Source organism: Parvularcula mediterranea, from assembly GCF_013085255.1.
In the GTDB taxonomy this organism is placed as follows: Bacteria; Pseudomonadota; Alphaproteobacteria; order Caulobacterales; family Parvularculaceae; genus Parvularcula; species Parvularcula mediterranea.
In genome coordinates, this window is record NZ_JABFCX010000002.1 from 790,585 (window position 1) to 811,447 (window position 20,863).

The following is a 20,863-nucleotide window of genomic DNA, read 5'->3' on the forward strand; positions in this document are numbered from 1 at the left end:
GCCTCAAAACCCCGCGGACATGGCCTCTCGCATAAAGCACCGCCGGGCGTGGCTTGGCCCGCGCATATAACATTTAGTCAGAGCACGGCCCAAACCGCGCCCGGACACCCGTCCTCTCAGAAAACCGACCCGGGCGGACACCTACGCCTGCCTCACACACCGCTCTCCCGGAAAGCCAAAGGCTTATCCAGGACCCATGGACCATCCGTATCAAGAGTAGGCCAAGCCAGTTCATGGATCCCGGATCAAGTCCGGGAGGACGATAATTGAAAGAGCACCTCTCCAACCGTCATCCATCAAACAAGAAGAGCAAAGTTCAATCCGCCGGCTCTCGTCAGAATCCAGATACTAGGGCAGCTCGCCAAGGGGATATGGCGGGGGCCACGAAGCCACAGCAGAGCCTCGCGGGCAGCCCCGTAATCAGGAAACCGATGCGGCAGCGAGGAGGCGCTTCACCTCAGCCAGCAAGCCGCTCGGCATCCTCGTCGGAAAGCTCGAAGTTCGCGTAGACCGCCTGCACGTCATCAAGGTCGTCGAGCGCGTCGAAGAGCTTCACCACCGTGTCGGACTTCTCCGAGCTGACCTCGATCTGGTTTTGGGCGCGCCAGGCAAGCTTCGCCGTTTCCGGCTCGCCATATTTCTCTTCGAGGGCCTTCTGGACCTCGGCGAAGTCATCGGCAGCGGTGTAGATCGTGTGGAGTTCTTCCGACGACTGAACGTCCTCGGCACCGGCCTCGATAGCGGCTTCGAGGACATCATCCTCGCTACCGATCTCGCCCTTATACTCGATCTGGCCGACCCGGTCGTAGCCGAAGCTCACTGAACCGGTCTCGCCGAGATTGCCGCCGTTCTTCGAGAAGGTGGAGCGCACTTCCGAGGCCGTGCGGTTCCGGTTGTCGGTCAGGGCTTCGACGATGATGCCGACGCCTTCAGGGCCGAAGCCCTCGTAGCGGATTTCTTCGTAGTCGGCCCCGTCATCGGCGGAGCCCTTCTTGATGGCCCGCTCGATATTGTCCTTGGGCATCGACTGGCCCTTGGCGTTGGCGATCGCCAGGCGGAGGCGCGGGTTAAAGGCCGGATCAGGCGCGCCCATCTTGGCTGCGACCGTGATCTCCTTGGACAGGCGCGAGAACAGCTTGGAACGCTTGGCGTCCTGACGACCCTTGCGGTGCTGGATGTTCGCCCATTTGGAGTGGCCGGCCATGATACCTCCGAAAAAATCAGCAAGGCCCGGCGTCTAGTCCGCCAAGCCCCGTCTGTTAAGCCCGAAGATGCGCGTTCAGCGCCTGACGAACGTCCTGATCACCAGGATCAGCATAGTCGCCGCCAGGAGAAGCAGCCAGAAACCCAGGACTTCCACGAACCTGAGGCCCATCAGGTCATTCCAGACCCGGTCGAAGGAGCCGGACAGCGTATCCACGCTCGCCCCGGCCTCCATCATCGCCTCGCCGGTATGCATCGCGAAGACGAGACCACCGAGCCAGAACAGCCCCCGCGTCGCCATCGCCAGGGCCTGCCCGATGCCGCCAGCCCGGAGGCCCGAAGCAATCCCGACAATCGCCAGCGGCAGGAGCGTCATCACGGGATCGGAATTCACCGCTGCGCCAAAAGCTTCGCTGAGATCAGAAACGACGTCGGCCATGATGCCCCCTTGGATTGGTCCCAAGGGTCAAGCCTAACAAACCGTTAACGCCTTGGTAACCCGGAAAAATGAGCGGCCAGGCTGTCGATCAACGCCCTCACCCGTGCGGGCAAATGATCCGTCGGAGGCCACACCGCATGAAGCGCCGTCTCCGGCCACCCCACATCGGGCAGCACCGGCAGGAGCTCACCACGGTTGAGCTGGCCCGCCAGAATAAACCTCGGGGCAGCATAGATTCCATGCCCCTTGGCTGCGAGTGCCGCTAGAATGTCGCCATTGTTGGCCACCAGCGTCCGGGTCAGCTGGGCCCGACCCTCGCTGCCATCCTCATTCGTCCAGTTGAGGACATCGCCACGCAGGGCATTGGCGTAGACAAGGCCCGGCAGACCATCGAGCTGCTCAGGCTTCTCAATCGGCCCGTGCTTTTCGAGGAACTCAGGGGAGGCACCGACAGCAAAAGGAATGCTCGTCAGTTTCTTGGCGATCAAGGTCGAGGGCGGCAGCTCACCGATCCTCAGCGCCAGATCGAAGCCTTCGCGCACCAGGTCCACCTGATCATCGCGCAGATCCATCTCGAGGCTGATCGCCGGATGCGCCTTGAGGAAGGCATCAAGCGGGTCCGGCAGGGCGCAGAGACCGAAACTGAGAGGAGCCGCCATGCGGATCGGCCCCGCAACGCCAAGGCTCTCGTCGCGCATCTCCTCTTCGAGGGCATCGATGCTTTTGAGGAGGTCTTTCGATCGGGCAAGATACGCCTCGCCGGCAGGGGTCAGCACCATCGCCCGGGTCGAGCGGCGCACCAGCTCGATCCCCAGCCGCGCCTCCAGCGCCTTCAGCCGCCGCGAGACGGCCGAGGGCGCCACGCCCAGCTCATGCGCTGCGGCAGAAATCGTTCCTGTACGGGCAAGGACCTGGAAGGTCGCCATGTCGCGTGCTGCATCCATGACGCTTTGGTAGGGCTATTCCGAAGCGACCGAAAGGACAGAAGGTGCAATCGCCTGCCGCTTGATCTCATCGGGCGTGACCCGCTTCCACTCCTGGGTCCGGCAGAAGAAACCGAGGCAGCCTTCAACGGCCAGGGTGTCGGCATCCTGCCGCGACACGTTCGAGCGGTAGGACTTGCCGTTCTTGAGGTTGTAGATCGTGCCGCTGGTCCAGCCCTGCCGCCCGCGCTCATGGTCTTCGAGGATGACCGTTCCAGCGAGGTCCTCGCCGGAAAGGTCAGCGCTTTCGACCTCGTCCGAAGCGCCAGGGTCTTCAGTTTGGTCGCTCCAGATCACGGTGCCTTCGATGCTGGTCCCATCCTCGGTCAGCACGATCTCGACCTGCGCATTGCCGCTGCGCGTCCACCAGATACCGGAGACGTCGTGGGGCGACATCGCTTGAAGGAGGATCAGGGACAACAGCACAGCGGGTACGCTCCTTAGGAAAGACAGCGAGCATCTGGGCCCTCTTGAGGCCGTTCTTCAAGAGATGACGAAACCTCGTGCCCTGCAACAGAGCTCGAAGGTTGCTCAAAAGCCTCAGTCGCGGGTCTTGGGCTCACGGTCGATGCGCATGACATCGCCCTCGGGCACCATCTGCCATTCGAGGGTCCTGCAGATGAAGCCGACACAGCCCTGAACGCCAAGCGTCGTCTCGTCGATCCGGTAGATGGCGGAGCGGTAGGTCTTGCCCTCGGTGGGGTCGTAGATCTCGCCCTTGCGCCATTTGTCCCCGCCTCGCTCGAAGCCCTCTATGATGGCGAGGCCCAGGATCTCCTGCTTCTGCGCGTCTTCATCGGGGTTGTTGGTGTCGAAGACGACCTGTTCCTCATGGCCTGTGTACCAGATGATGCGGCCCACGACGCTGTCGCCGGTTTCGGTGATCTCGACCTGCGATTCCTCGCCATCGGTGTACCAGACGCCGGTGACGTCGAGGGGGGAGGCAAGAAGGAAGGCTGCTGCAGCAAGAAGCATGGGTCGTTCTCCGGGAGGTCAGGCAGGGATATGGTCCGCAAGGCGCCCACCGACACGCAAGGGTTCTGCGCTGATGGCAAGGCCGGTTTTGGGGTCCGTCTCAACGACGAGGCCGCAGATAGTGGCGGGACCGGCTGCAGGCTGCATCCGGGGACCGCGCATCTTGGTCAGGTACTTCTCGACGACCGTCGTCTTCTCCATGCCGATGCAGCTGTCATAGTCGCCGCACATGCCAGCGTCCGACTGGAATGCCGTGCCGCCGGGGAAGACCTGCACATCCGCGGTGGGCACATGGGTATGGCTGCCGCAGACAAGGCTGACCCGCCCGTCGAGCCAGTGGCCGATCGAATACTTCTCAGAGCTTGCCTCGGCATGGACATCAACAATGATCGCGTCCGCCTCTCGGCCGAGCTGCACCCCTTCGAGCTCCCGCTCGATGGCCGGGGGCGGGTCGTTGCAAGTGCCCATGAAGAGCTGGCCCTGCACCTGAATCACAAGGACCGCATAGCCGTCGCGGGTCATGTAGAGCCCTGCGCCGCGCCCGGGGTTGGAGGGCGGGAAGTTAGCGGGCCGCAACACCCGGTCGTCATTTTCAAAGAGGTGGAGATCGTTTGCCTGATCGAAGGCGTGGTTGCCCGTGGTGATGCAGTCAACGCCCGCCGCGAAGAGGTCGTTGGCGATCGATTCGGTGACGCCGAAGCCGCCCGCCGCGTTCTCCGCATTGGCGATGACGAAGTCGAGGCGGAGGTCCCGTCTGAGGCCCGGCAGGGCTTCGATCACCGCCGAGCGGCCCGAACGGCCCATAATGTCACCGAGATAAAGCAGACGCACGAAAGGAACGCTCCTGACAAAAACCAACGGCTAGCAAGCCGCGTGCGGGAAGAACACGGCAAATCAATGGCCCGCTCCCTTTGTACGACGAGCGGCCATGTCACACCCTGCCATAGAACCGACAGGAGCAGTTTACGACTGCGCGGCTTTCGCCTTAAGCTTTCGTCAAGGAAGCTCTCAGGGGTCTTACAAAGTGCGTCTTTCCATTCTTGCCGCAGCAGCTGCGGCCGCTCTCAGCCTGACGGGTGCCGCGCAAGCGCAGCAGTCCAACCCGGCGGATATGCAGCTCGTCTCGAAGTACAATCTGCCACAAATGGCCGGTATCTTTCAGGAGCTCGGCCTGACGGTCGGCGCCATCCAGCTCAACAACGGCACCCCGGCGCTGCGCGTGCAGACGCCGTCCGGCAACGTGTTCATCGCCTATCCGCGGATCTGCGATAACGCCCAGCAAGCCTCGGGCTGCGCCATGATCAGCCTCGTCGCAGGGTTTTCGAACCTCCCGACGCCGCTTGAGCAGATCAACGAGTTCCACCGCACCGACTCCCTGACCTCGATGGTGATCAAGTCATCGAATGGCGGCGGCAGCCTCAATAACAAGGTCCTGACGGTCCTCGGTGTCACGCGCCTTCACGTTAAAGGCCAGGTCGCAAGGTTCCTCTCGGACGCCGATACGTTCTACACGAAGTATGTGCGCGGCTCGACGTCGAACGCCTTCTCGGTGAGCCTCGATCCGGATGCTGGCCATTTCGGCGTGAAAGATCACCCCTACGAAGAGGCGATCACCTACTCAGGCAATGGGGCAAGCTACATGACGCGCGAAGCCCGCGAGATCCTTGCGGACCTCGGCGAGCTCTAAGCACTCTGCCTACTGATTTTTGGGAAGGGCGCCTCTTGTGGGCGCCCTTTTTCATGCGCTGGTCTTGTTGGTCGTGACCACAAGCTGCGCAGGGCTGCGCATCGCGGAAAGCGCTGCGCGGAGCGTATCCACCGAACCCGGACCATCGGTCACGGCAAGGGTGCGGCCAAGCTCTTTGGGGTAATTCTGTCCGTCCACGATCAGAAGATCAGGCTCAAGGAAAGCAATCCTGCCGCCTTCCATGACAAACTGGTGCCAGCCTTCAAGGACTTCACGCTTGTAGGCGCCGTCTGCGATCAGGACATCAGGAGGCGTCTGGCGTGCTTCTTCCTCGGAGATCACCTCAAAGGGCGAAGCCACCTGCGGCTCACCGATGGCGGCCTGAATGACGTCGGTGTCGAAGCCCGACGCATCGAGGATCATCTGCATCCGCGGTCCCGTACCCAGAAGGTGCGCATAAAGACCATGGCGACCGAGCGCTTCTGAGAAGGCGTAGACTTCAGCCGTCCTGCGGTCAGCCCTCATCTCGAAGGTGCGGTAAGCCGCCGTGCCGACAAGGCTCAGCGCGTTCTCTTCGTCCCACAGGCGCGCTAGTTGCTCACGCCACGGAGCATAATCATGACCGTGATAGTCGTCGTGGGTCATGAAGAGCCTGAGCGATCCGCCTTGCGTCTCGGTCATGCAGCCGCGCACTATGGAGAAGCCCGTTGCCTGTGCAATGCGCTGGAGGACGGCGAGGGTGTAGCAAGCCTCAGCACGCTGATGGAAAGTCCCCGCGAGGGTCCTGGTCAGGGCGAGCGCCGCGTAAGGCGTCTCGACGACCATGACGCCATCCTTCGACAGCCAGTTCTTGGCACGGAGGAAGAAGGCCAGAGGATCTTCCATGTCCCCGAGGACAGAGATCGCCGTGATGATGTCGAATTTCTTGACGCCCATCTTCTTGAGAGCGTTCTGGCCATCGGCGGAGACGAAGTCTTCCTTGATGCCGACACCCCAGTCTTGCGGACCGGTTTCCGGCAGCGACGGGTCGAGGCCAATGGGAACGATCCACCGCGGATAGGAACGTGCGAGCGTGCCCGAGCCGCAGCCGATATCCAGCGCGGTCCCGTCACGGGTGGTGAGCATTTCGAGGGTCTGGTGCGCTGCGGACTTCAGGCGGAACTCGTCCGTCCACGAAGCCTCCATGGGCAGGGGCGCAGGGCGCTCCTCATAGACTTCCGCGCGCTGAAGAAGCCCACAGCCCGAACGGCCTTCGTGATCGCCGCAGATAACCCAACGCACAGCATCGCCAACTTCGAAGGCGTGGGTCAGGGTCGTCCCGTGGCAGGCCCGGCAGAAGCTGATCGCCGTTGCATTGGTCATGAACTCGTTCCCACGCGTACTCGATTGTCCGATGGGACCTTCTGCACCGGAGACGGTAAAAACGAGGCTAAGTTCAGGGTTTCGAGGTGGTTAAAATGCTCAAAGCCCTCTCCACAAAAGAAAAAGCCGCGGGGTCACCCGCGGCTCCGTCAGTGCCGCCACTCGCTCAGGAGCGGCTCAAAAAGCACGTCATATCAACGTTTCAGAGGCGGGGCTGCCCGCGGCCCTCCACGCTGATAAACTGCCCGAGCGAACGGCTAATCATCTGACTCGACATTCGATCACCTCCTTCTTCGTTGCTGAACCTGACACGAAGGTGATGGCTCATGAGCTGCTTCGCAAGAGGAAAATCGGTTGAGCGTCGCGCTGTCGCGGTTACAACCGGGCCATGAGCATGCGTCCCAGAAAAGCTGTCATCCCCGTCGCCGGTTTCGGCACACGGGTCCTCCCCGCCTCGAAGGCGATCCCCAAGGAGCTGCTGACCGTCGTCGACCGTCCGCTGATCCATTACATCATGGAGGAGGCCCTCGAGGCAGGGATCGAGCATCTCTGCTTCGTTACCGGGCGGGGCAAGTCCGCCATCGAGGACTATTTCGACCACCAGTATGAACTGGAGCGGACCCTCGAAAAGAAGAACAAGACCGAGATCCTGAACGCGACCCTCGAAAGCGTCCTCGACGCAGGTGCCACCAGCTTCACCCGCCAGCAGGCAGCCCTTGGCCTTGGCCATGCGGTCTGGTGCGGCCGGGATATTGTCGGGAACGAGCCCTTCGCGGTGATCCTTCCTGACGTGATCATCAAGGGGAAACCGAGGGCCCTCAAGGAGATGATGGACCGCTACGAAGATGGCGACAACATCATCGCCGTCGAGGAAGTGCCCCAGGACGAGGTCAACAAATACGGCATCATCGCGCCGAAGGGCGAGTGGAAAGACGGCGCCGTTGAGATGTCCGGCATGGTCGAGAAGCCAGACCCGGCAAGCGCGCCTTCGAACTTCTCGATCACCGGCCGCTATATCCTGCAGCCTGAGATCTTTGACCTTCTGGAAAAGCAGGGACCGGGCGCTGGCAACGAAATCCAGCTGACCGATGCCATGGCCACCCTCCTCGGCCAGCAGCGCTTCAAGGCCGTCACCTTTACCGGAGAGAGCCATGATTGCGGCTCGATCGAGGGCTTCGTGAAGGCGAACATCGCCTTTGGCCTCGACGATCCGAAGATCGGTGAGGACCTCAAGGCTTACACAAAAGACCGCCTCTAGAGGCACCGATCAGGCAACAGCGAAGAGAGCGCCCTTCCGGGGCGCTTTTTTCTTGGGGTACCGGCCAAAGCGAACCCTCGCCGCCGCAGGGCGTTCGTTCCGCGGAGGTTCCCGATGCTTCGATATGCCCTGTCCCTTGTCCTGTTGGTGGTCGCAGCTGCCCTCTCCACTGCAGGGGCGCAGTCGTCTGAGCCCTTTGTCTTTTCCGTCGAGGAGCTGAACCCCGGCCTTGGCGAGCCGCGAATGGCGATGAACCGCTCAACGCCCCAGGCTGCCCTTGAAGCCTTCTACGCGGCAGCGGCGGACGAAGACTGGGCCTCGGCAGCCCATGTGCTGGAGCTCAGCCATCTGCCCCTGGAGGAGCAAGCTGCCAAAGGCGCGGACTATGCGGAGAAGTTCGCGCTTGTCCTTGAGCGGGGCCTGATCGTCGACTGGGCCGGACTGTCGGACAGGCCCGACGGCATCGATGAGACCGCAGCAGCCGATGCGCCGCTCGCAGGGCAGTCGCGGAGGAGCTTTGGCCTCTCCCTCGTCAACCTTCCCGATCGCCCGGTGACCTTGCGGATATCGCGGCTGAAAACCGAGAATGGCGAGCCCGTCTGGATGATCCCCAGGCAGACAGTCGAGAACATTCCCGCGCTCTATCATTTCTATGCGCCGAGCGCTTTCGAGCGCCGTCTGCCGCCCCGGCTTCTCGAGCAGGCGTTCTGGACGCTCACCTGGTGGGAGGTCATCGCCCTTCCCCTGATCCTTGTCGCGGCGTTTGGCCTTGCCTCGATCACTTGGTGGATCATGGGCCGGCTGAAGAGTACCGTCAGTGGGGTGACGATTGCGGAGCCCATGGTCGATGCCATCCGGGCACCTGCTGCGCTCCTCGTTTTCGCGGCTAGCTTTGCCTTTGTCCGAAGGACGGCTTTCACCCTGTCCGGGGCCGTGAATGCCGTGATCGAGCCGATCGTCCTGGGCGCTGTCGTCATCGCCGCTGCTGCGCTGATCGTCCGTGTGCTGGATGCGATCATCGAACGCCTGACACATTCGAGCGGTGTGGACATCACCCAGCCCGATGCGGAGGCGGACAGGGACTACTACACCACCCTCTCTGCCGTCAGGCGGTTCGTGCTTGTGCTGCTGTTGATCGTCGGGTCGGCGTTTGTCCTTATTCAGAGCAATCTCGATCGCTCGCTTGGCTTCTCGCTCCTCGCCTCAGCGGGGGCCATCGGTATCGTCCTGGCGTTCGCCGCGCGAGAGGCGCTTGGCAACATCATGGCGAGCCTCCAGATTGGCCTCGCGAAATCAGCGCGGATCGGTGACGCCGTGATCTTCGGCGGCGAGCTGGCCTATGTGGAGCATATCGGCTTCACCCATGTTAGGCTCAGGACCTGGGACGACCGTAGGCTGATGACCCCGGTCAACCAGTTCGTCAGCGAGACCTTCGAGAACTGGACCAAGACCGATCCGGAAATGGGCAAATACGCCCTTCTGACGCTTGATCACGGCGCTGACGTGGAAGCTCTGCGCACGGAGTTCCAGCGCTGGGTCGATGCGCAGGACGAGGACAACCTCGTCAGGCGTGAGGACGCCAAAGTCCAGGTCACAGACCAAACCCGCGATGGGATGGAGGTCCGCTTCCTCTTCTACGCGCCTGACAGCTCGACGGCGTGGGACCTTCATTGCGACCTGCGCGAGACGATGCTTGCAGCTGCCGCCCGCCTCGATCAGGGCATTGAACAAGGGTCAGCCTTCCTGCCCCGCGAGCGCGAGGAGAAAGCTGACCCCAAGGCTGCGTAAGGCTAGCCGCCCGTCTTCTCCCACGCGCGCTTGAACGCTTCGCGGGAGGAGAGGCGTTCAGCATACGCCTTGATGGTCGGATAGTCGCCTAGGAGCTCAAGCCGGTCCGCCATGTGGGCGATATAGCCATTGCCGAAGTCCGGCAGGGTCATCTCGCTGCCGAGGATATAGTCGTTTGATCCGAGCTGGTCGCGGATGTAGCCAAGATGAAGGTCCACCTCGGCCTGAGCGAACATGGAAATCAGCATGGGCTTGGGGTCCTCCGTACGCGACAGGAGGAGCTTCATCAGCAGGGGAACGAAAGCCGAGCCTTCGGAATAGTGGAGCCACTGAAGCCATTCGCCGCGCGCCTGGCCCTCGGCTGGCGGGGTGAAACGGCCGTGGGGGTTATGCTCTTCGACCAGATGCATGGCGATGGCGCCTGACTCGGCGAAGACCTCGCCGTCGATCTCGAGCACCGGCGATTTGCCCAGCGGGTGAACCTTGGCTAGCTCAGGCGGGGCGCGGCCCATCTCGTTGCGCTCGTAGATGTCGAGGTCGTAGTCGAGCCCCAGCTCTTCCAAGAGCCAGGCCATGAACACGCTGCGCCCGACGCGCAGGTGGTGAAGCTTGATGGACATGAGGCGTCTCCTTTTTGCGGAGAGACCTGAGGGTTCCGGTGCCGGGCCGCAAGAGCGAAGAGCGCCGGGTCAGCCCTCGTCCAGGCGTTCGAGCCAGTGCTGGCGGCAGAGCGAAAGGTAGCGCGCCTTGTCGATGCCCACCTGTGGGCCTTCCTTGGCCGCGGCGCCATCCTCCTCTACGCGCAGGTTCATCGTCGCCTTGCGACCGCAATGGCAGATGGTGCGCGCCTCGCGCAGGTCATCGGCAATGGCGAGGAGGGTTGCAGCACCCTCGAAGAGTTTGCCCTTGAAGTCCGTACGCAGACCATAGCAGAGGACAGGGATACGGAGCTCGTCACCCACCTTAGCGAGCTGCCAGACCTGATCCTCGGTAAGGAACTGCGCCTCGTCGAGGAAGGCGGCGCTGATCCCGCGCTCCTCGACCTCACGCTTCAGGCCCTCGAAGAGATCGGTCCCTGCGCGGAAGAGGTGCGCCTTTGCCTCAAGGCCGATCCGTGAGCGGATCATGCCCTCGCTCTCGTCCCCAGCATGGCCATAGGCCCAGAGGGAGACGGCCATCCCTCGCTCCTGATAGTTGTGCGCAGCCTGAAGGAGGAGCGCTGATTTGCCTGCGTTCATGGCGCTGTAGGTGAAGTAGAGCTTGGACATCCCGCCCTGCTAGCGCAGTTCTCAGCCAAGCTCCACGGGGTCAGCAGACGAGGTCGTTGTCCTCGAGCTCTTCTTCGCTCTCCGCATGGACCGCGAGCGCGATGCCGAAGGTGAGAATTCCGACGCGGCCTGCGATCATCAGCACAATGATGACAAGCTTGCCAAGGTCGGATAGCTCTCCGGTCAGGCCCATTGAAAGGCCAACCGTCCCGAGCGCCGAGACGGCTTCGAAGAGGATGACATCGAGCGAGGCTCCGGCCTCGGTCAGGCCGAGGAAGAAGACAGCGAGAACGAGCAGCGTGAAGAAGAACGCGGTGGTGGCTGTCGCGGACTGAAGACGCCTCAGCGGAATACGGCGGCCAGCGAAGGTCACATGCTTGCGCTGCTTGAGGGTGGAGCGGACAAGACCTGCCATCGCGGCGAAGGTGGTCGTCTTGAGACCCCCGCCTGTGCCTGCAGGGCTCGCCCCAATGGCCATCAGCACAAAGAGAACCACGAGACTGGAGAGGCCCATGGCGCCGATCGGATGGGTGTTGAAGCCCACGGTCGTGGAGGCCGTCATCGTCTGGAAGAACGCCGCTGTGACCCGCTCGGTGGGGCCAAGGGCGCGAAGGGATGGCTCCGTAATCAGGAGAAGCACTGTGCCGAAGACGAGGAACAGGACCGTCAGCCTGAGGATCACCTTGCTCGTGAAGCCGAGGTGGGTCTTGCCCGAGGTGAGGTTCCTCCACGCGTCGACCACGATGAGGAATCCAACTGCGCCGAGCAGCGAGAGGATCGAGAGAACCGCGTTGATCCCGACATGGTCCCTGAAGTCGACGAAGCTGTTCGAATTGAGGCTGAAGCCCGCTGTGCAGAAGGCCGAAATCGAGTGGAAGATCGCGCTCCACAACGCGTTCTCGACGTCGGCCTGAAAGAACATGGGATAGAGGGCCGCGACGCCCGCTGCCTCGCAGATCAGTGTGAAGATGATGACCGTGCGCAGGAACGTCGTCGGCCTGTAGCCGTCGGGGAGGGAGAACGCCGCCTTGGTCACCTTCTCCCTCAGCCGTGAGAGTTTGTGCTGGGTGATGAGGATCGTGAACGAGCCGATGGTCATGTAACCCACCGCGCCCGCCTGGATCAGCAGGAGGATCGTCAGCTCACCCCAGAAACTGTAGGTCGTGCCAGGATCGACGGTGACGAGCCCGGTGGTCGACACTGCGGAAACGGCGATGAACAGGTGATCGACCGCTTCGACGGCCTGCTCGCTGGCGAAGGGCATCGCAAGGATGGCCCAGCCGACAATCATGTAGGCGCCGTAGCCAAGGACGAGCAGCTGCGCCGGCTCGGCCCGCAGGAGCGAGGCACGAAACCCTGCGAGCGCCCGGACAAATGAATTCCGGGAGCCCGTCTCTTCAGCGTTGGCGTCAGCCATCGGTGGCGATCACTTTCTGCAAGTTTGGCCGTCAGGCCCGGTAGAGCGGGTTCTGAAGCTCGAACCGGTCAAGCATCATCACCTTGTGCCAGGCTGCGATAAAGTCGTGCACGAACTTCTCGTGGCCATCGTCGGCGGCATAGACCTCGCAGACCGCGCGCAGTTGTGGGCTGGCGCCGAAGACGAGGTCAGCGCGGGTAGCGTTCCAGCGCTTCTCGCCGGACTTGCGATCCTTGCCTTCGAAGAACTCTTCGCTGTCGTCGGTCTTGGACCATTTGACGTTGTGGTCGAGTATGTTGACGAAGAAGTCGTTGGTCAGCGTGCCCTTCCTGTCGGTGAAGACACCGTGGTCGGAGCCATCATAGTTTGTGTCCAGAACACGCAAGCCTCCGACCAGCGCCGTCATCTCCGGCGCCGAGAGGGTGAGGAGGTCAGCCCTGTCGACCAGCAGCCGCTCGGTCGAGACCTCGTACTTGCCGCCCAGATAGTTGCGGAAGCCATCGGCGAAGGGCTTGAGGTAGTGCATGTTCTCAGGATCGGTCTGGTCTTCGGTGGCATCCATCCGTCCAGGGACAAAGGGGACGTCGGCTGCAACGCCTGCGTCCTTGGCTGCTTTTTCGACCGCCGTGCAGCCTGCGAGGATGATCATGTCGGCCATGGAGATACGCTTGTTGCCGGAAGCGCTGTCATTGAACGCAGACTGAATGGTTTCAAGCGCGTCGAGGACACGTTCCAGCTCGCCGGGGCGGTTCACCTCCCAGTCCTTCATTGGGCAGAGGCGAATGCGTGCACCGTTGGCGCCGCCGCGATAGTCCGTGCCGCGGAAGGTCGAGGCCGAGGCCCAGGCGGCGCTGACGAGCGCGGAGAGCGGCAGACCCGTGGCAAGGATCTTCTCCTTGAGGGAAGCCACGTCATTGTCGCTGACGGTCTCATGGTCGAGAGCGGGGATCGGGTCCTGCCAGATAAACTCTTCATCCGGAACATCGGCGCCGATGAGGCGCTGCTTCGGACCCATGTCGCGGTGGATGAGCTTATACCACGCCTTGGCGAAGGCTTCGTCGAGCTTCGATGGGTCATCGAGGAAGCGCTCGCAGACTTTGCGGTAGGCGGGGTCTTCTTTGAGGGCGATGTCCGTGGTCATCATCATCAGGGGGTTCTCTTTCCCCTCGATGTGCGCATCGCGCGTGGTGCGGGCATCTTGACCGGGCTTCGGCTTCCACTGGATCGAGCCTGCCGGGCTTTCAGTCAGCTCCCATTCGTAGGCGAAGAGGTTCCTGAGATATTCAATGTCCCACTTGGTTGGTTCTGACGTCCACGAACCTTCGATACCGTTGGTCGTCGTATACTCAGCATTGCCCGTGCCCTTGGAGTTGAGCCAGCCAAGGTCCTGGTTTTCGATGCCTGATCCAGCAGGCGCCGGGCCGATGTAATCCTTGGGCGTTGCGCCGTGGGACTTGCCGAAGGCATGGCCGCCAGCGATGAGGGCGACGGTCTCCTCGTCATTCATCCCCATACGGCCGAAGGTGATACGGATCTCCTGCGCGGACCCCAGGACATCGGGCTTGCCGTAGGGGCCTTGCGGGTTGACGTAGATGAGGGACGACTGGGACGCAGCGAGCGGGTTTTCTAGGTCGTAGCTGTCCGTACCCGGCTTACCGACCCAGCGCTTGTCCTGGGTCTCCATCTCGAACTCTGGACCCCAGTAGGTGGCGTTGTCAGGCTCCCACGCATCGATCCTGCCGCCGCCGAAGCCGAGGGTCTTGAAGCCCATGCTTTCGAGCGCAACGTTCCCTGTAAGGATGATCAGGTCTGCCCAGGATAGCTTCGAGCCGTACTTCTTTTTGATCGGCCAGAGGAGCCTGCGGGACTTGTCTATGTTGCCATTGTCGACCCACGAGCCGATCGGCAGGAAGCGCTGCATGCCTTCCGCCGAGCCGCCGCGGCCATCCTGCACCCGGTAGGTGCCAGCGGAGTGCCAGGCCATACGGATCATCTGGGGTCCGTAGTGCCCATAGTCGGCCGGCCAGAAATCCTGGCTGTCGGTGAGAAGCGCGCGAATGTCGGCCTTCAGCGCTTCCAGATCGAGGCTGGCGAAGGCTGCGGGATAGTCGAACGCCTCGCCCATCGGGTTGGCGCGGGGGCTCTGGTCATGGAGCAGCTCCACCTGCAGCCGCTCAGGCCACCAGTCCTCGAGCCAGGGCCGCGTGCCCTCGGCGCCGCCAACGCGGTCGCTTTCAAGGCCCGGTTGGGCGCCGGTGATCGGGCATCTTGCTTCGCCGTCCATGACAATCTCCTCCTGGTCCGCAGCGCGCTAACGCCTGAAAGGAGGTAAAGTGCGCAAACGGGGCGGCGAATAGGAATTGCCGATGCCCTCTATCGAGCAGACAGCACTCTGCCCGATGGCGAGGGGAGGCTGGCCTCCCCTCTCAGGAGGCTCAGGTTTTCCGCCGGCGCCAGCCGAAGATTGCGAGGCCAGCGGCCATCAGCGGCAGCGCGCCGGGCAGCGGGATCGCTTCTGCCGTCAGGAAGACGCTCTCACCATCGAGGAGCGTGCCGAACAGCTGGCCGAAATCGCCGCCTCGGAAGGCAAAGCCTGTCAGGCTCTCAGGGACGAGCGTGATGAAGAGGGCGAGGTTCGCAAGCTCTCCCGCCCCCAGCCCTGAAAAGAAGACATCCGAGCCTGCCCCGGGACCGAAGCCGAAATCGATATCGCTGACGCTCTGCCCGGACACGTTGGAGATCACGATGAGATCGAAGCCGGTGAAGTCAGAGCCGAAGAAGGAACTCGTGTCATCGAACCGGGTCATGCCGATAAAGTCGCCTGAAGGAAGGCCTACGAGCGATGCGAGGAAATTCGGGTCGGTCGCATCAAAGCCGGTGAACTCCCCAAAGGTTTCCGCCCGCCCGTCGAGGTCGGGGAGGAACGGCGTTTCCTGGGTTGTCGCTGTGAACGGGTTGGTATTGCGAGGACCATCCGTGCTGACCACCCGCTGCGCCGAAGCGCTGGCGCTGCCCGTCTTTTCGTTGGCGATCTCCACGAAGCGGCCAACTCCGCCCGGATTGTTCGAGGGGCTTGTTCCCCCTTCGGCCGAGACGCGGGCGCCGGGACCATAATCGATGATGGTTCCCTCTAGAATCACGGTGCCGCCAGCCCCGTTGCCGCCGACACCACCTCGACCGCCGGTGCCGCCATTGCCGCCCCTCCCGCCATTACCGCCTCGACCGCCCTCGCCGAGGATACCGCCGTCATCGCCGCTTGATCCGTTTCTCCCAAGACTACCGGGGTCGCCGAACTCTCCCGAGGATCCGGGGGCACCGCCCTGGCCATTCGCATCGAGGTTGGTGCCCATGACGGTCAGCCTGCCATTCGCGGTGATCTTGAGTGCTCCGCCGCCAGCGCCGCCAGCGCCCCCGGCTCCGCCCTGTCCGCCCGTGCCGCCTTGGCCGCCGTCTCCGCCGCGACCGCCGTCGAACCCGACGGAGTTGGCTTCTCCGCCGCCTCCGCCGCCTCCACCACCGCCGCCGCCGCCGCCGCCGCCGCCTCCTCCAGCGCCGCCGCCACCACCGCCGACGAGGTTCGTACCCGTGCCGCCGTTAGAGCCTGACGCGCCTCTGCTCCCGACCGAGAAGGGTGAGCGGCCAGCATTGGCGCCACCGCCATTGCTTCCATCGTCTGCCGTGTTGCCCGAGCCGCCAGAACCGCCGCTGCCGCCTTGCGTGCCGCCGGCCCCTCCGCCGCCGGAGCCGCCGGAGCCCCCATTGTTTCCGTTAGCCCCATCCGTGCCGAAGCCACCCCGGGCCCCTGCGGAGGCAAAGCTGCTCGTCCCGCCGATGGAGCCTGATGTGCCGTTTTGAAAAGCGAGCGTGCCGCCGGAGCCGCCTCTACCGCCGCCTCCCCCCGCCGAGCCGAGGCCCCCTTGGCCGGCCACGCCACCTCTGCCGCCGCCCGCATCGATGTTGGCGGTGACACCGCTGACGCTGACATCGCCGAGCGATCTGATCTCGACGGCGCGGTTGCCGACGGTGGTGAGGTCGATGTTCGAAAGATCGAGGTCGCCTTCGTAGATCAGGACGATGGTGTCGCCCTCGAGCCGGACCGCAGTTGGCGTCTCGAGGCCGGTGGCAGGACCGCTGGTGAGCTGGACAGTGCCCGAATTGGAATTGATCGTGACTGACGATTGGCCGAACGCAGCCGTCGGTAACAGGAGCGCGGCAGCGCCAAGCAAAGCAATTCTAAACTTCATCGAAACATCCCTCTCAATTTCGTGAGGAGAGGGCTGCCGTTAACCTAAGTCAACGGCGTTCGGCAGCTCGGTGTTGCTGGCAAGGCTGGCGGTGCGCGCCTTGCTCCTCGCAATCGAATGATGCGCTTAGCGGATTGACCGGTTGAGGAGTGCCCCGCTACTCCCGGCCTATGACAGAACGCCCCAGCTCGTACTCTTACGAAGAACTTCTCGAATGTGGCCGCAATGGCCTTCGCGGCCCCGGCACGGCGCAGCTTCCTGTGCCGCCGATGCTCATGGCAGACCGGGTCACCCACATCTCCGATGAGGGCGGCAATTACGGCAAGGGCCAGGTGGTTGCTGAGCTCGATATTAAGCCGGACCTTTGGTTCTTCGAATGCCACTTCCCTGGCGACCCCGTGATGCCCGGGTGCCTTGGCCTTGATGCCCTGTGGCAGCTGACAGGGTTCTTCCTGACCTGGGGCGGCAGCCCGGGCCACGGCCGTGCGCTTGGCGCAGGCCAGGTGAAGTTCTCCGGCCAGGTACGCCCTGAGAACAAGCTTGTGCGCTACGAAATCGACATCCGCCGGGCGATGCGCGGCAAATTGGTGCTTGCCATCGCAGACGGCACCATGTTCGTGGACGGCCATAAGATCTACGAAGCCAAGGACTTGCGCGTCGGGCTCTTCAGCCAGGAACAGCTTTCGGGCTCGGTCCTCGGCTAGCGTCCGGACAGTTTCGGCAGACAGTTCCAATTGCGGTGGCCCTGCCATCGCCCCATTCTTGAACGATAAGAGGCCCGGGCAAACGGGCCCTGACCCCCGTATGTGAGGAGAACCCTATGCGCCGCGTTGTGATCACTGGGATGGGCATCGTCTCATCGATTGGCAGCACTCTCGATGAAGTGACAAAGAGCCTCCGCGAGGGAATCTCGGGCATCAGCTTCTCCGACGAAATGGCCGAGCGCGGGTTCAAGTCGCAAGTCTGGGGCAAGCCGAACTGCGATGTGACCGAAGTGCTCGACAAGAAGACCCGGCGCTTCATGGGTGAAGGCGCGGCGTGGAACTACATCGCCATGCGCGACGCCATCGCCGACGCTGGCCTCGAAGAGCACGAGATCTCCCACGAGATGACCGGCATTGTAATGGGCTCGGGCGGCCCCTCCACTGAGACGATCGTCATGGCCGCTGACAAGACCCGCGAGACGGGCAGCCCGCGCCGGATCGGGCCGACATCGGTGCCGAAAGCGATGAGCTCGACCAACTCGGCGTGTCTTGCGGTGCCCTACAAGATCAAGGGCCTCAACTATTCGATCAGCTCGGCCTGCGCGACGTCGGTCCACTGCATTGGCCACGCCTATGAGCAGGTCGCGATGGGCAAGCAGGACGTGATCTTTGCCGGTGGCGGCGAGGACCTCGACTGGACCCTCTGCAACATGTTCGATGCCATGGGCGCGATGTCCTCGGACTATAACGACACGCCTTCGGTGGCTTCTCGTGCGTATGACGCAGCCCGCGACGGCTTCGTCATCGCAGGCGGGGCGGCGACGGTCGTCGTTGAGTCCCTCGAACGTGCGCTTGCACGCGGCGCGAAGATCTGGGGCGAGATCGTCGGCTATATGGCGAACTCGGACGGTTATGACATGGTCGCCCCCTCAGGCGAAGGCGCTGTGCGTTGCATGAAGAAGGCCCTCGATGGCGTCAGCCAGAAGGTCGGCTACATCAACACTCACGGCACTTCGACGCCGATCGGTGACACCCGCGAAGCCGGCGCGATCAAGGAAGTCTTCGGCGAGGACTGCCCGCCCTTTGCTTCGACTAAGTCGCTGACGGGTCACTCCCTCGGCGCAGTTGGTGCGCAGGAATTGGTTTTCTCGCTCCTTCAGATGAAGGAGCGCTTCCTTGCAGCCTCGGCCAACATCTCCGAGCTCGGCGAAGAGTTCAAAGGCCTTCCTGTCCTCCGTGGGCTGAAGGAAGGCGTCGACCTTGAAGCGATCCTGACCAACAGCTTCGGCTTTGGCGGCACGAATGCCAGCCTGGTCGCTGCGAAGTACGAGGGCTAACGGACTCTAGACGTCCGTAGGCGAATTTTTGGGGCGGGCGCAGCAGATGATGTTGCGCCCGCCTCTTTCTTGGAGGAACCAGCGATGAGCAAGGCTATCACCTTCCGGGCGCGGGACGGCTCCTCCCTCGAGGGCCAGCTCTTCCTGCCTGAAGCGGACCCGAAAGCGGCCGTGCTCGTGACTGCCGGTACTGGTTACAAGGCAAGGTATTATCATCCGTTTGCTGAGGCTCTCCGCGCGGCGGGGTTAGCGGTTTTGACCTATGACTGCCGGGGCATAGGGCGAAGCGCTCCTGACGACCTCAAATCGCTCCACATGCGCTACATAGACTGGGGGCGCTATGACATGCCCGCGGCTCTTGATGCGCTGGAGGAGAGCTGCCCTGGCGTCCCGCTCCTCCATGTTGGCCATTCCGTAGGCGGACACTTTGTCGGCTTCTGGGACAATCACGACAAGGTCGCGGCACACCTCTTCATCTGCGTGGGGTCAGGCGAGATCCTCGCGCGGCCCTGGTGGAAGAACCCGCTGGAGCTTTTGTTCTGGAACGTCATTGGCCCCGCGTCGATCGCGCGGCATGGTTATGTTCGGCAGGGAAAACTCTGGACCGGGGCGTCACTGCCAAAGGGCGTGTTTCAGGATTGGAAGCGCTGGTGCCACACCAAGGGCTATTACGCCGAGGAGCTGCGCGGACCGCTGAGGCCGCATTTCTTCGATGGCGTCACCGCGCCGATCACCAGCATGATCTATACGGACGACATCGTCGCAACCCCGTCATCAGGGAAGTACATGCTCGGCTTCTATCCGAAGGCTGAGCATGACCTCCTCGTGCGCGCGCCGTCCGATTACGGCCTCAAGGCCATCGGCCATGGCGGCCCGTTCTCCGACAAGCTCGCGCCTGCACGGGCGGAGCTTGTCGACTGGTGCGTCGCCAAGGCTGCTTAGGCGCCGAAGCCCAGCTCTTCGGCGAAGGGGACGGCCTGCTCGAAGCTGGTGCCGACAAAGACCCTCACGGCGCGGTCTTCCATCGCGGCGAGCTTGGCCTTCTTTTCGCCGTGACGATGGTTGCCCTCGACATCGCGGATGAAGACTCCGGCAATCCGTTCAGGGAACATCTCCGCCGCCTTGGCATAGACGTCGATGTCCTTCTGCCCGTCATCACCGACGAGGAGGAACCTCCGGCGCGGATAGAGCGAAAGCAGATGCTTCACCGCCTCGGACTTATGGTCCGTATGCGCCCCGGTGATGAACTTCACATCGTCAATGCCGTAGTCGCGGAGGAACTTCGGCCCTTTGGGAAGGCCATTCGCCTCCATGAAGCGGGTCAGGTAGCCGTAGAGGTTCCACGGGCTCGACGAGACGTAAAAGACGGGGACGTCGCCACCGCCCGTCAGGGTGCTGAAGAGCTCCTGCGCTCCCGGTACGACCTCGCGCTCCTCAGGCGTTTCGATCAGGAGGCGCTTCCAGTTGTTGAGGAGCCGGGTCGCTCCTGTCTCCAGCAACGTATCGTCAATGTCGGTAATGACAGCGAGCCCTTCGTCCGCAGACGGCGCGAGGATCTCCGCCTCCACTGGATCAAGGTCCAATGCGGAGAGCGAGACGCGCGCGGTCTCCCAGCTCAAACGCTCAGGAAGCGGGCGGGTGTCATCGAGGAGGAGCGAGAAGTAGCCCTCATCATCGGTGATCACCTCATGGGTCTCACCAGCGAGCTCGATCTCCAGCGGGACGCCGGGCAGCTCGTCGCTCTCATAGAGGCGCAGCATGTTGCGGAGCTTGGCGAAATTGCTGTCACCGATCGAGAAGCGGTGGGGCCAGCTCTCCACCACCCGGCCCCGCAGGACGAGGCGCTCGCCTGAGCGGTAGCCGCGGTAGGGCAAGATCACCGTCTGTGCATCCTCGCCCTTGTGGAGGACGTCGTAGCGGAAGCGGTCAAGGCCGCTTTCGGCGGCGTTCAGGCCTTTGTGAGCGATCTTCTTGAGCGTCGAGCGGGCAGACATGAAACCTCCTCAGGGATTGGTTCTCTCTGAACCAACACGGTCGGCCCGGTGCCAATTCGCCGGGGCGAGGGGCCGAGGCGAAAGATGGCTCGAATGTGAAGTTCCCTACTCGGGTACCATTAGGGTTAAGGGGCCCACGGAGTTTTTCTCCGGCAGCTTCGGCAAGGCTTCAGGAACCCCCGGTAGCGTGCCGGTTCTGATCTC

The 20,863-nt window shown here is 62.9% G+C and carries 19 protein-coding genes; 6 read left to right on the top strand and 13 right to left on the bottom strand.

Annotation, left to right across the window (positions count from 1 at the left end):
* Positions 1 to 457 precede the first annotated feature (457 nt).
* From HK107_RS04410 to HK107_RS04435, 6 genes are all read right to left on the bottom strand, one after another.
* A complete protein-coding gene (locus HK107_RS04410) occupies positions 458 to 1,204 on the bottom strand; it encodes a YebC/PmpR family DNA-binding transcriptional regulator (protein ID WP_173197105.1) in 747 nt (248 codons plus the stop codon).
* Positions 1,205 to 1,279: 75 nt separating this feature from the next.
* Entirely contained in the window at positions 1,280 to 1,642 is a 363-nt protein-coding gene (locus HK107_RS04415; protein WP_173197107.1) for a hypothetical protein, read from the bottom strand.
* 44 nt (positions 1,643 to 1,686) lie between these two features.
* Positions 1,687 to 2,586: a LysR family transcriptional regulator gene (locus tag HK107_RS04420; RefSeq protein ID WP_173197109.1), complete on the bottom strand. Its 900-nt coding sequence runs from the start codon at positions 2,584 to 2,586 to the stop codon at positions 1,687 to 1,689.
* 15 nt (positions 2,587 to 2,601) lie between these two features.
* A complete protein-coding gene (locus tag HK107_RS04425; protein ID WP_173197111.1) occupies positions 2,602 to 3,051 on the bottom strand; it encodes a DUF2147 domain-containing protein in 450 nt (149 codons plus the stop codon).
* Positions 3,052 to 3,165: 114 nt separating this feature from the next.
* Positions 3,166 to 3,600 (bottom strand): DUF2147 domain-containing protein, encoded by a 435-nt coding sequence (locus HK107_RS04430; protein ID WP_173197114.1) that lies wholly within the window; start codon positions 3,598 to 3,600, stop codon positions 3,166 to 3,168.
* Between the two features lie 18 nt (positions 3,601 to 3,618).
* Entirely contained in the window at positions 3,619 to 4,431 is an 813-nt protein-coding gene (locus tag HK107_RS04435; RefSeq protein ID WP_173197116.1) for a TIGR00282 family metallophosphoesterase, read from the bottom strand.
* Positions 4,432 to 4,624: 193 nt separating this feature from the next.
* On the opposite strand from HK107_RS04435, the gene HK107_RS04440 reads away from it, so the two are divergent.
* Entirely contained in the window at positions 4,625 to 5,287 is a 663-nt protein-coding gene (locus HK107_RS04440) for a hypothetical protein (protein WP_173197118.1), read from the top strand.
* Between the two features lie 51 nt (positions 5,288 to 5,338).
* On the opposite strand, the gene HK107_RS04445 is transcribed toward HK107_RS04440, so the two are convergent.
* Positions 5,339 to 6,649: a class I SAM-dependent methyltransferase gene (locus HK107_RS04445; protein WP_173197120.1), complete on the bottom strand. Its 1,311-nt coding sequence runs from the start codon at positions 6,647 to 6,649 to the stop codon at positions 5,339 to 5,341.
* 388 nt (positions 6,650 to 7,037) lie between these two features.
* On the opposite strand from HK107_RS04445, the gene galU reads away from it, so the two are divergent.
* Positions 7,038 to 7,907, top strand: a complete 870-nt coding sequence (gene galU, locus HK107_RS04450) for a UTP--glucose-1-phosphate uridylyltransferase GalU (protein WP_233061129.1) — start codon at positions 7,038 to 7,040, stop codon at positions 7,905 to 7,907.
* Positions 7,908 to 8,021: 114 nt separating this feature from the next.
* Complete coding sequence (locus tag HK107_RS04455) at positions 8,022 to 9,695, top strand: mechanosensitive ion channel family protein (protein WP_173197121.1); 1,674 nt, start codon at positions 8,022 to 8,024, stop codon at positions 9,693 to 9,695.
* A gap of 2 nt (positions 9,696 to 9,697) precedes the next feature.
* Here the strand turns inward: HK107_RS04455 and HK107_RS04460 are convergent, their stop codons facing one another.
* From HK107_RS04460 to HK107_RS04480, 5 genes are all read right to left on the bottom strand, one after another.
* Entirely contained in the window at positions 9,698 to 10,315 is a 618-nt protein-coding gene (locus tag HK107_RS04460) for a glutathione S-transferase family protein (protein WP_173197122.1), read from the bottom strand.
* Between the two features lie 69 nt (positions 10,316 to 10,384).
* Entirely contained in the window at positions 10,385 to 10,963 is a 579-nt protein-coding gene (locus tag HK107_RS04465; protein WP_173197123.1) for a thymidine kinase, read from the bottom strand.
* Between the two features lie 40 nt (positions 10,964 to 11,003).
* Positions 11,004 to 12,380 carry a TrkH family potassium uptake protein gene (locus HK107_RS04470; protein WP_173197124.1) on the bottom strand — a complete coding sequence of 459 codons (1,377 nt, stop codon included), beginning with the start codon at positions 12,378 to 12,380 and terminating at the stop codon, positions 11,004 to 11,006.
* A 31-nt stretch (positions 12,381 to 12,411) separates the two neighbouring features.
* Complete coding sequence (gene katG / locus HK107_RS04475; protein WP_173197125.1) at positions 12,412 to 14,664, bottom strand: catalase/peroxidase HPI; 2,253 nt, start codon at positions 14,662 to 14,664, stop codon at positions 12,412 to 12,414.
* Positions 14,665 to 14,815: 151 nt separating this feature from the next.
* On the bottom strand, positions 14,816 to 16,624 hold the full coding sequence (locus tag HK107_RS04480; protein ID WP_173197126.1) for a hypothetical protein: 1,809 nt from the start codon (positions 16,622 to 16,624) through the stop codon (positions 14,816 to 14,818).
* A gap of 170 nt (positions 16,625 to 16,794) precedes the next feature.
* On the opposite strand from HK107_RS04480, the gene fabA reads away from it, so the two are divergent.
* The 3 genes from fabA (at position 16,795) to HK107_RS04495 (ending at position 19,607) form a co-directional block, all read left to right on the top strand.
* On the top strand, positions 16,795 to 17,328 hold the full coding sequence (gene fabA / locus HK107_RS04485; protein WP_173197127.1) for a 3-hydroxyacyl-[acyl-carrier-protein] dehydratase FabA: 534 nt from the start codon (positions 16,795 to 16,797) through the stop codon (positions 17,326 to 17,328).
* Between the two features lie 116 nt (positions 17,329 to 17,444).
* A complete protein-coding gene (fabB, locus tag HK107_RS04490; protein WP_173197128.1) occupies positions 17,445 to 18,665 on the top strand; it encodes a beta-ketoacyl-ACP synthase I in 1,221 nt (406 codons plus the stop codon).
* Positions 18,666 to 18,749: 84 nt separating this feature from the next.
* Positions 18,750 to 19,607 (top strand): alpha/beta hydrolase family protein, encoded by an 858-nt coding sequence (locus HK107_RS04495; protein ID WP_173197130.1) that lies wholly within the window; start codon positions 18,750 to 18,752, stop codon positions 19,605 to 19,607.
* Here the strand turns inward: HK107_RS04495 and HK107_RS04500 are convergent.
* The gene (locus tag HK107_RS04500; RefSeq protein ID WP_173197132.1) at positions 19,604 to 20,659 is read right to left on the bottom strand and encodes an App1 family protein; all 1,056 of its coding nucleotides are present in this window, start codon (positions 20,657 to 20,659) and stop codon (positions 19,604 to 19,606) included. The genes HK107_RS04495 and HK107_RS04500 overlap by 4 nt on opposite strands.
* Positions 20,660 to 20,863 lie beyond the last annotated feature (204 nt).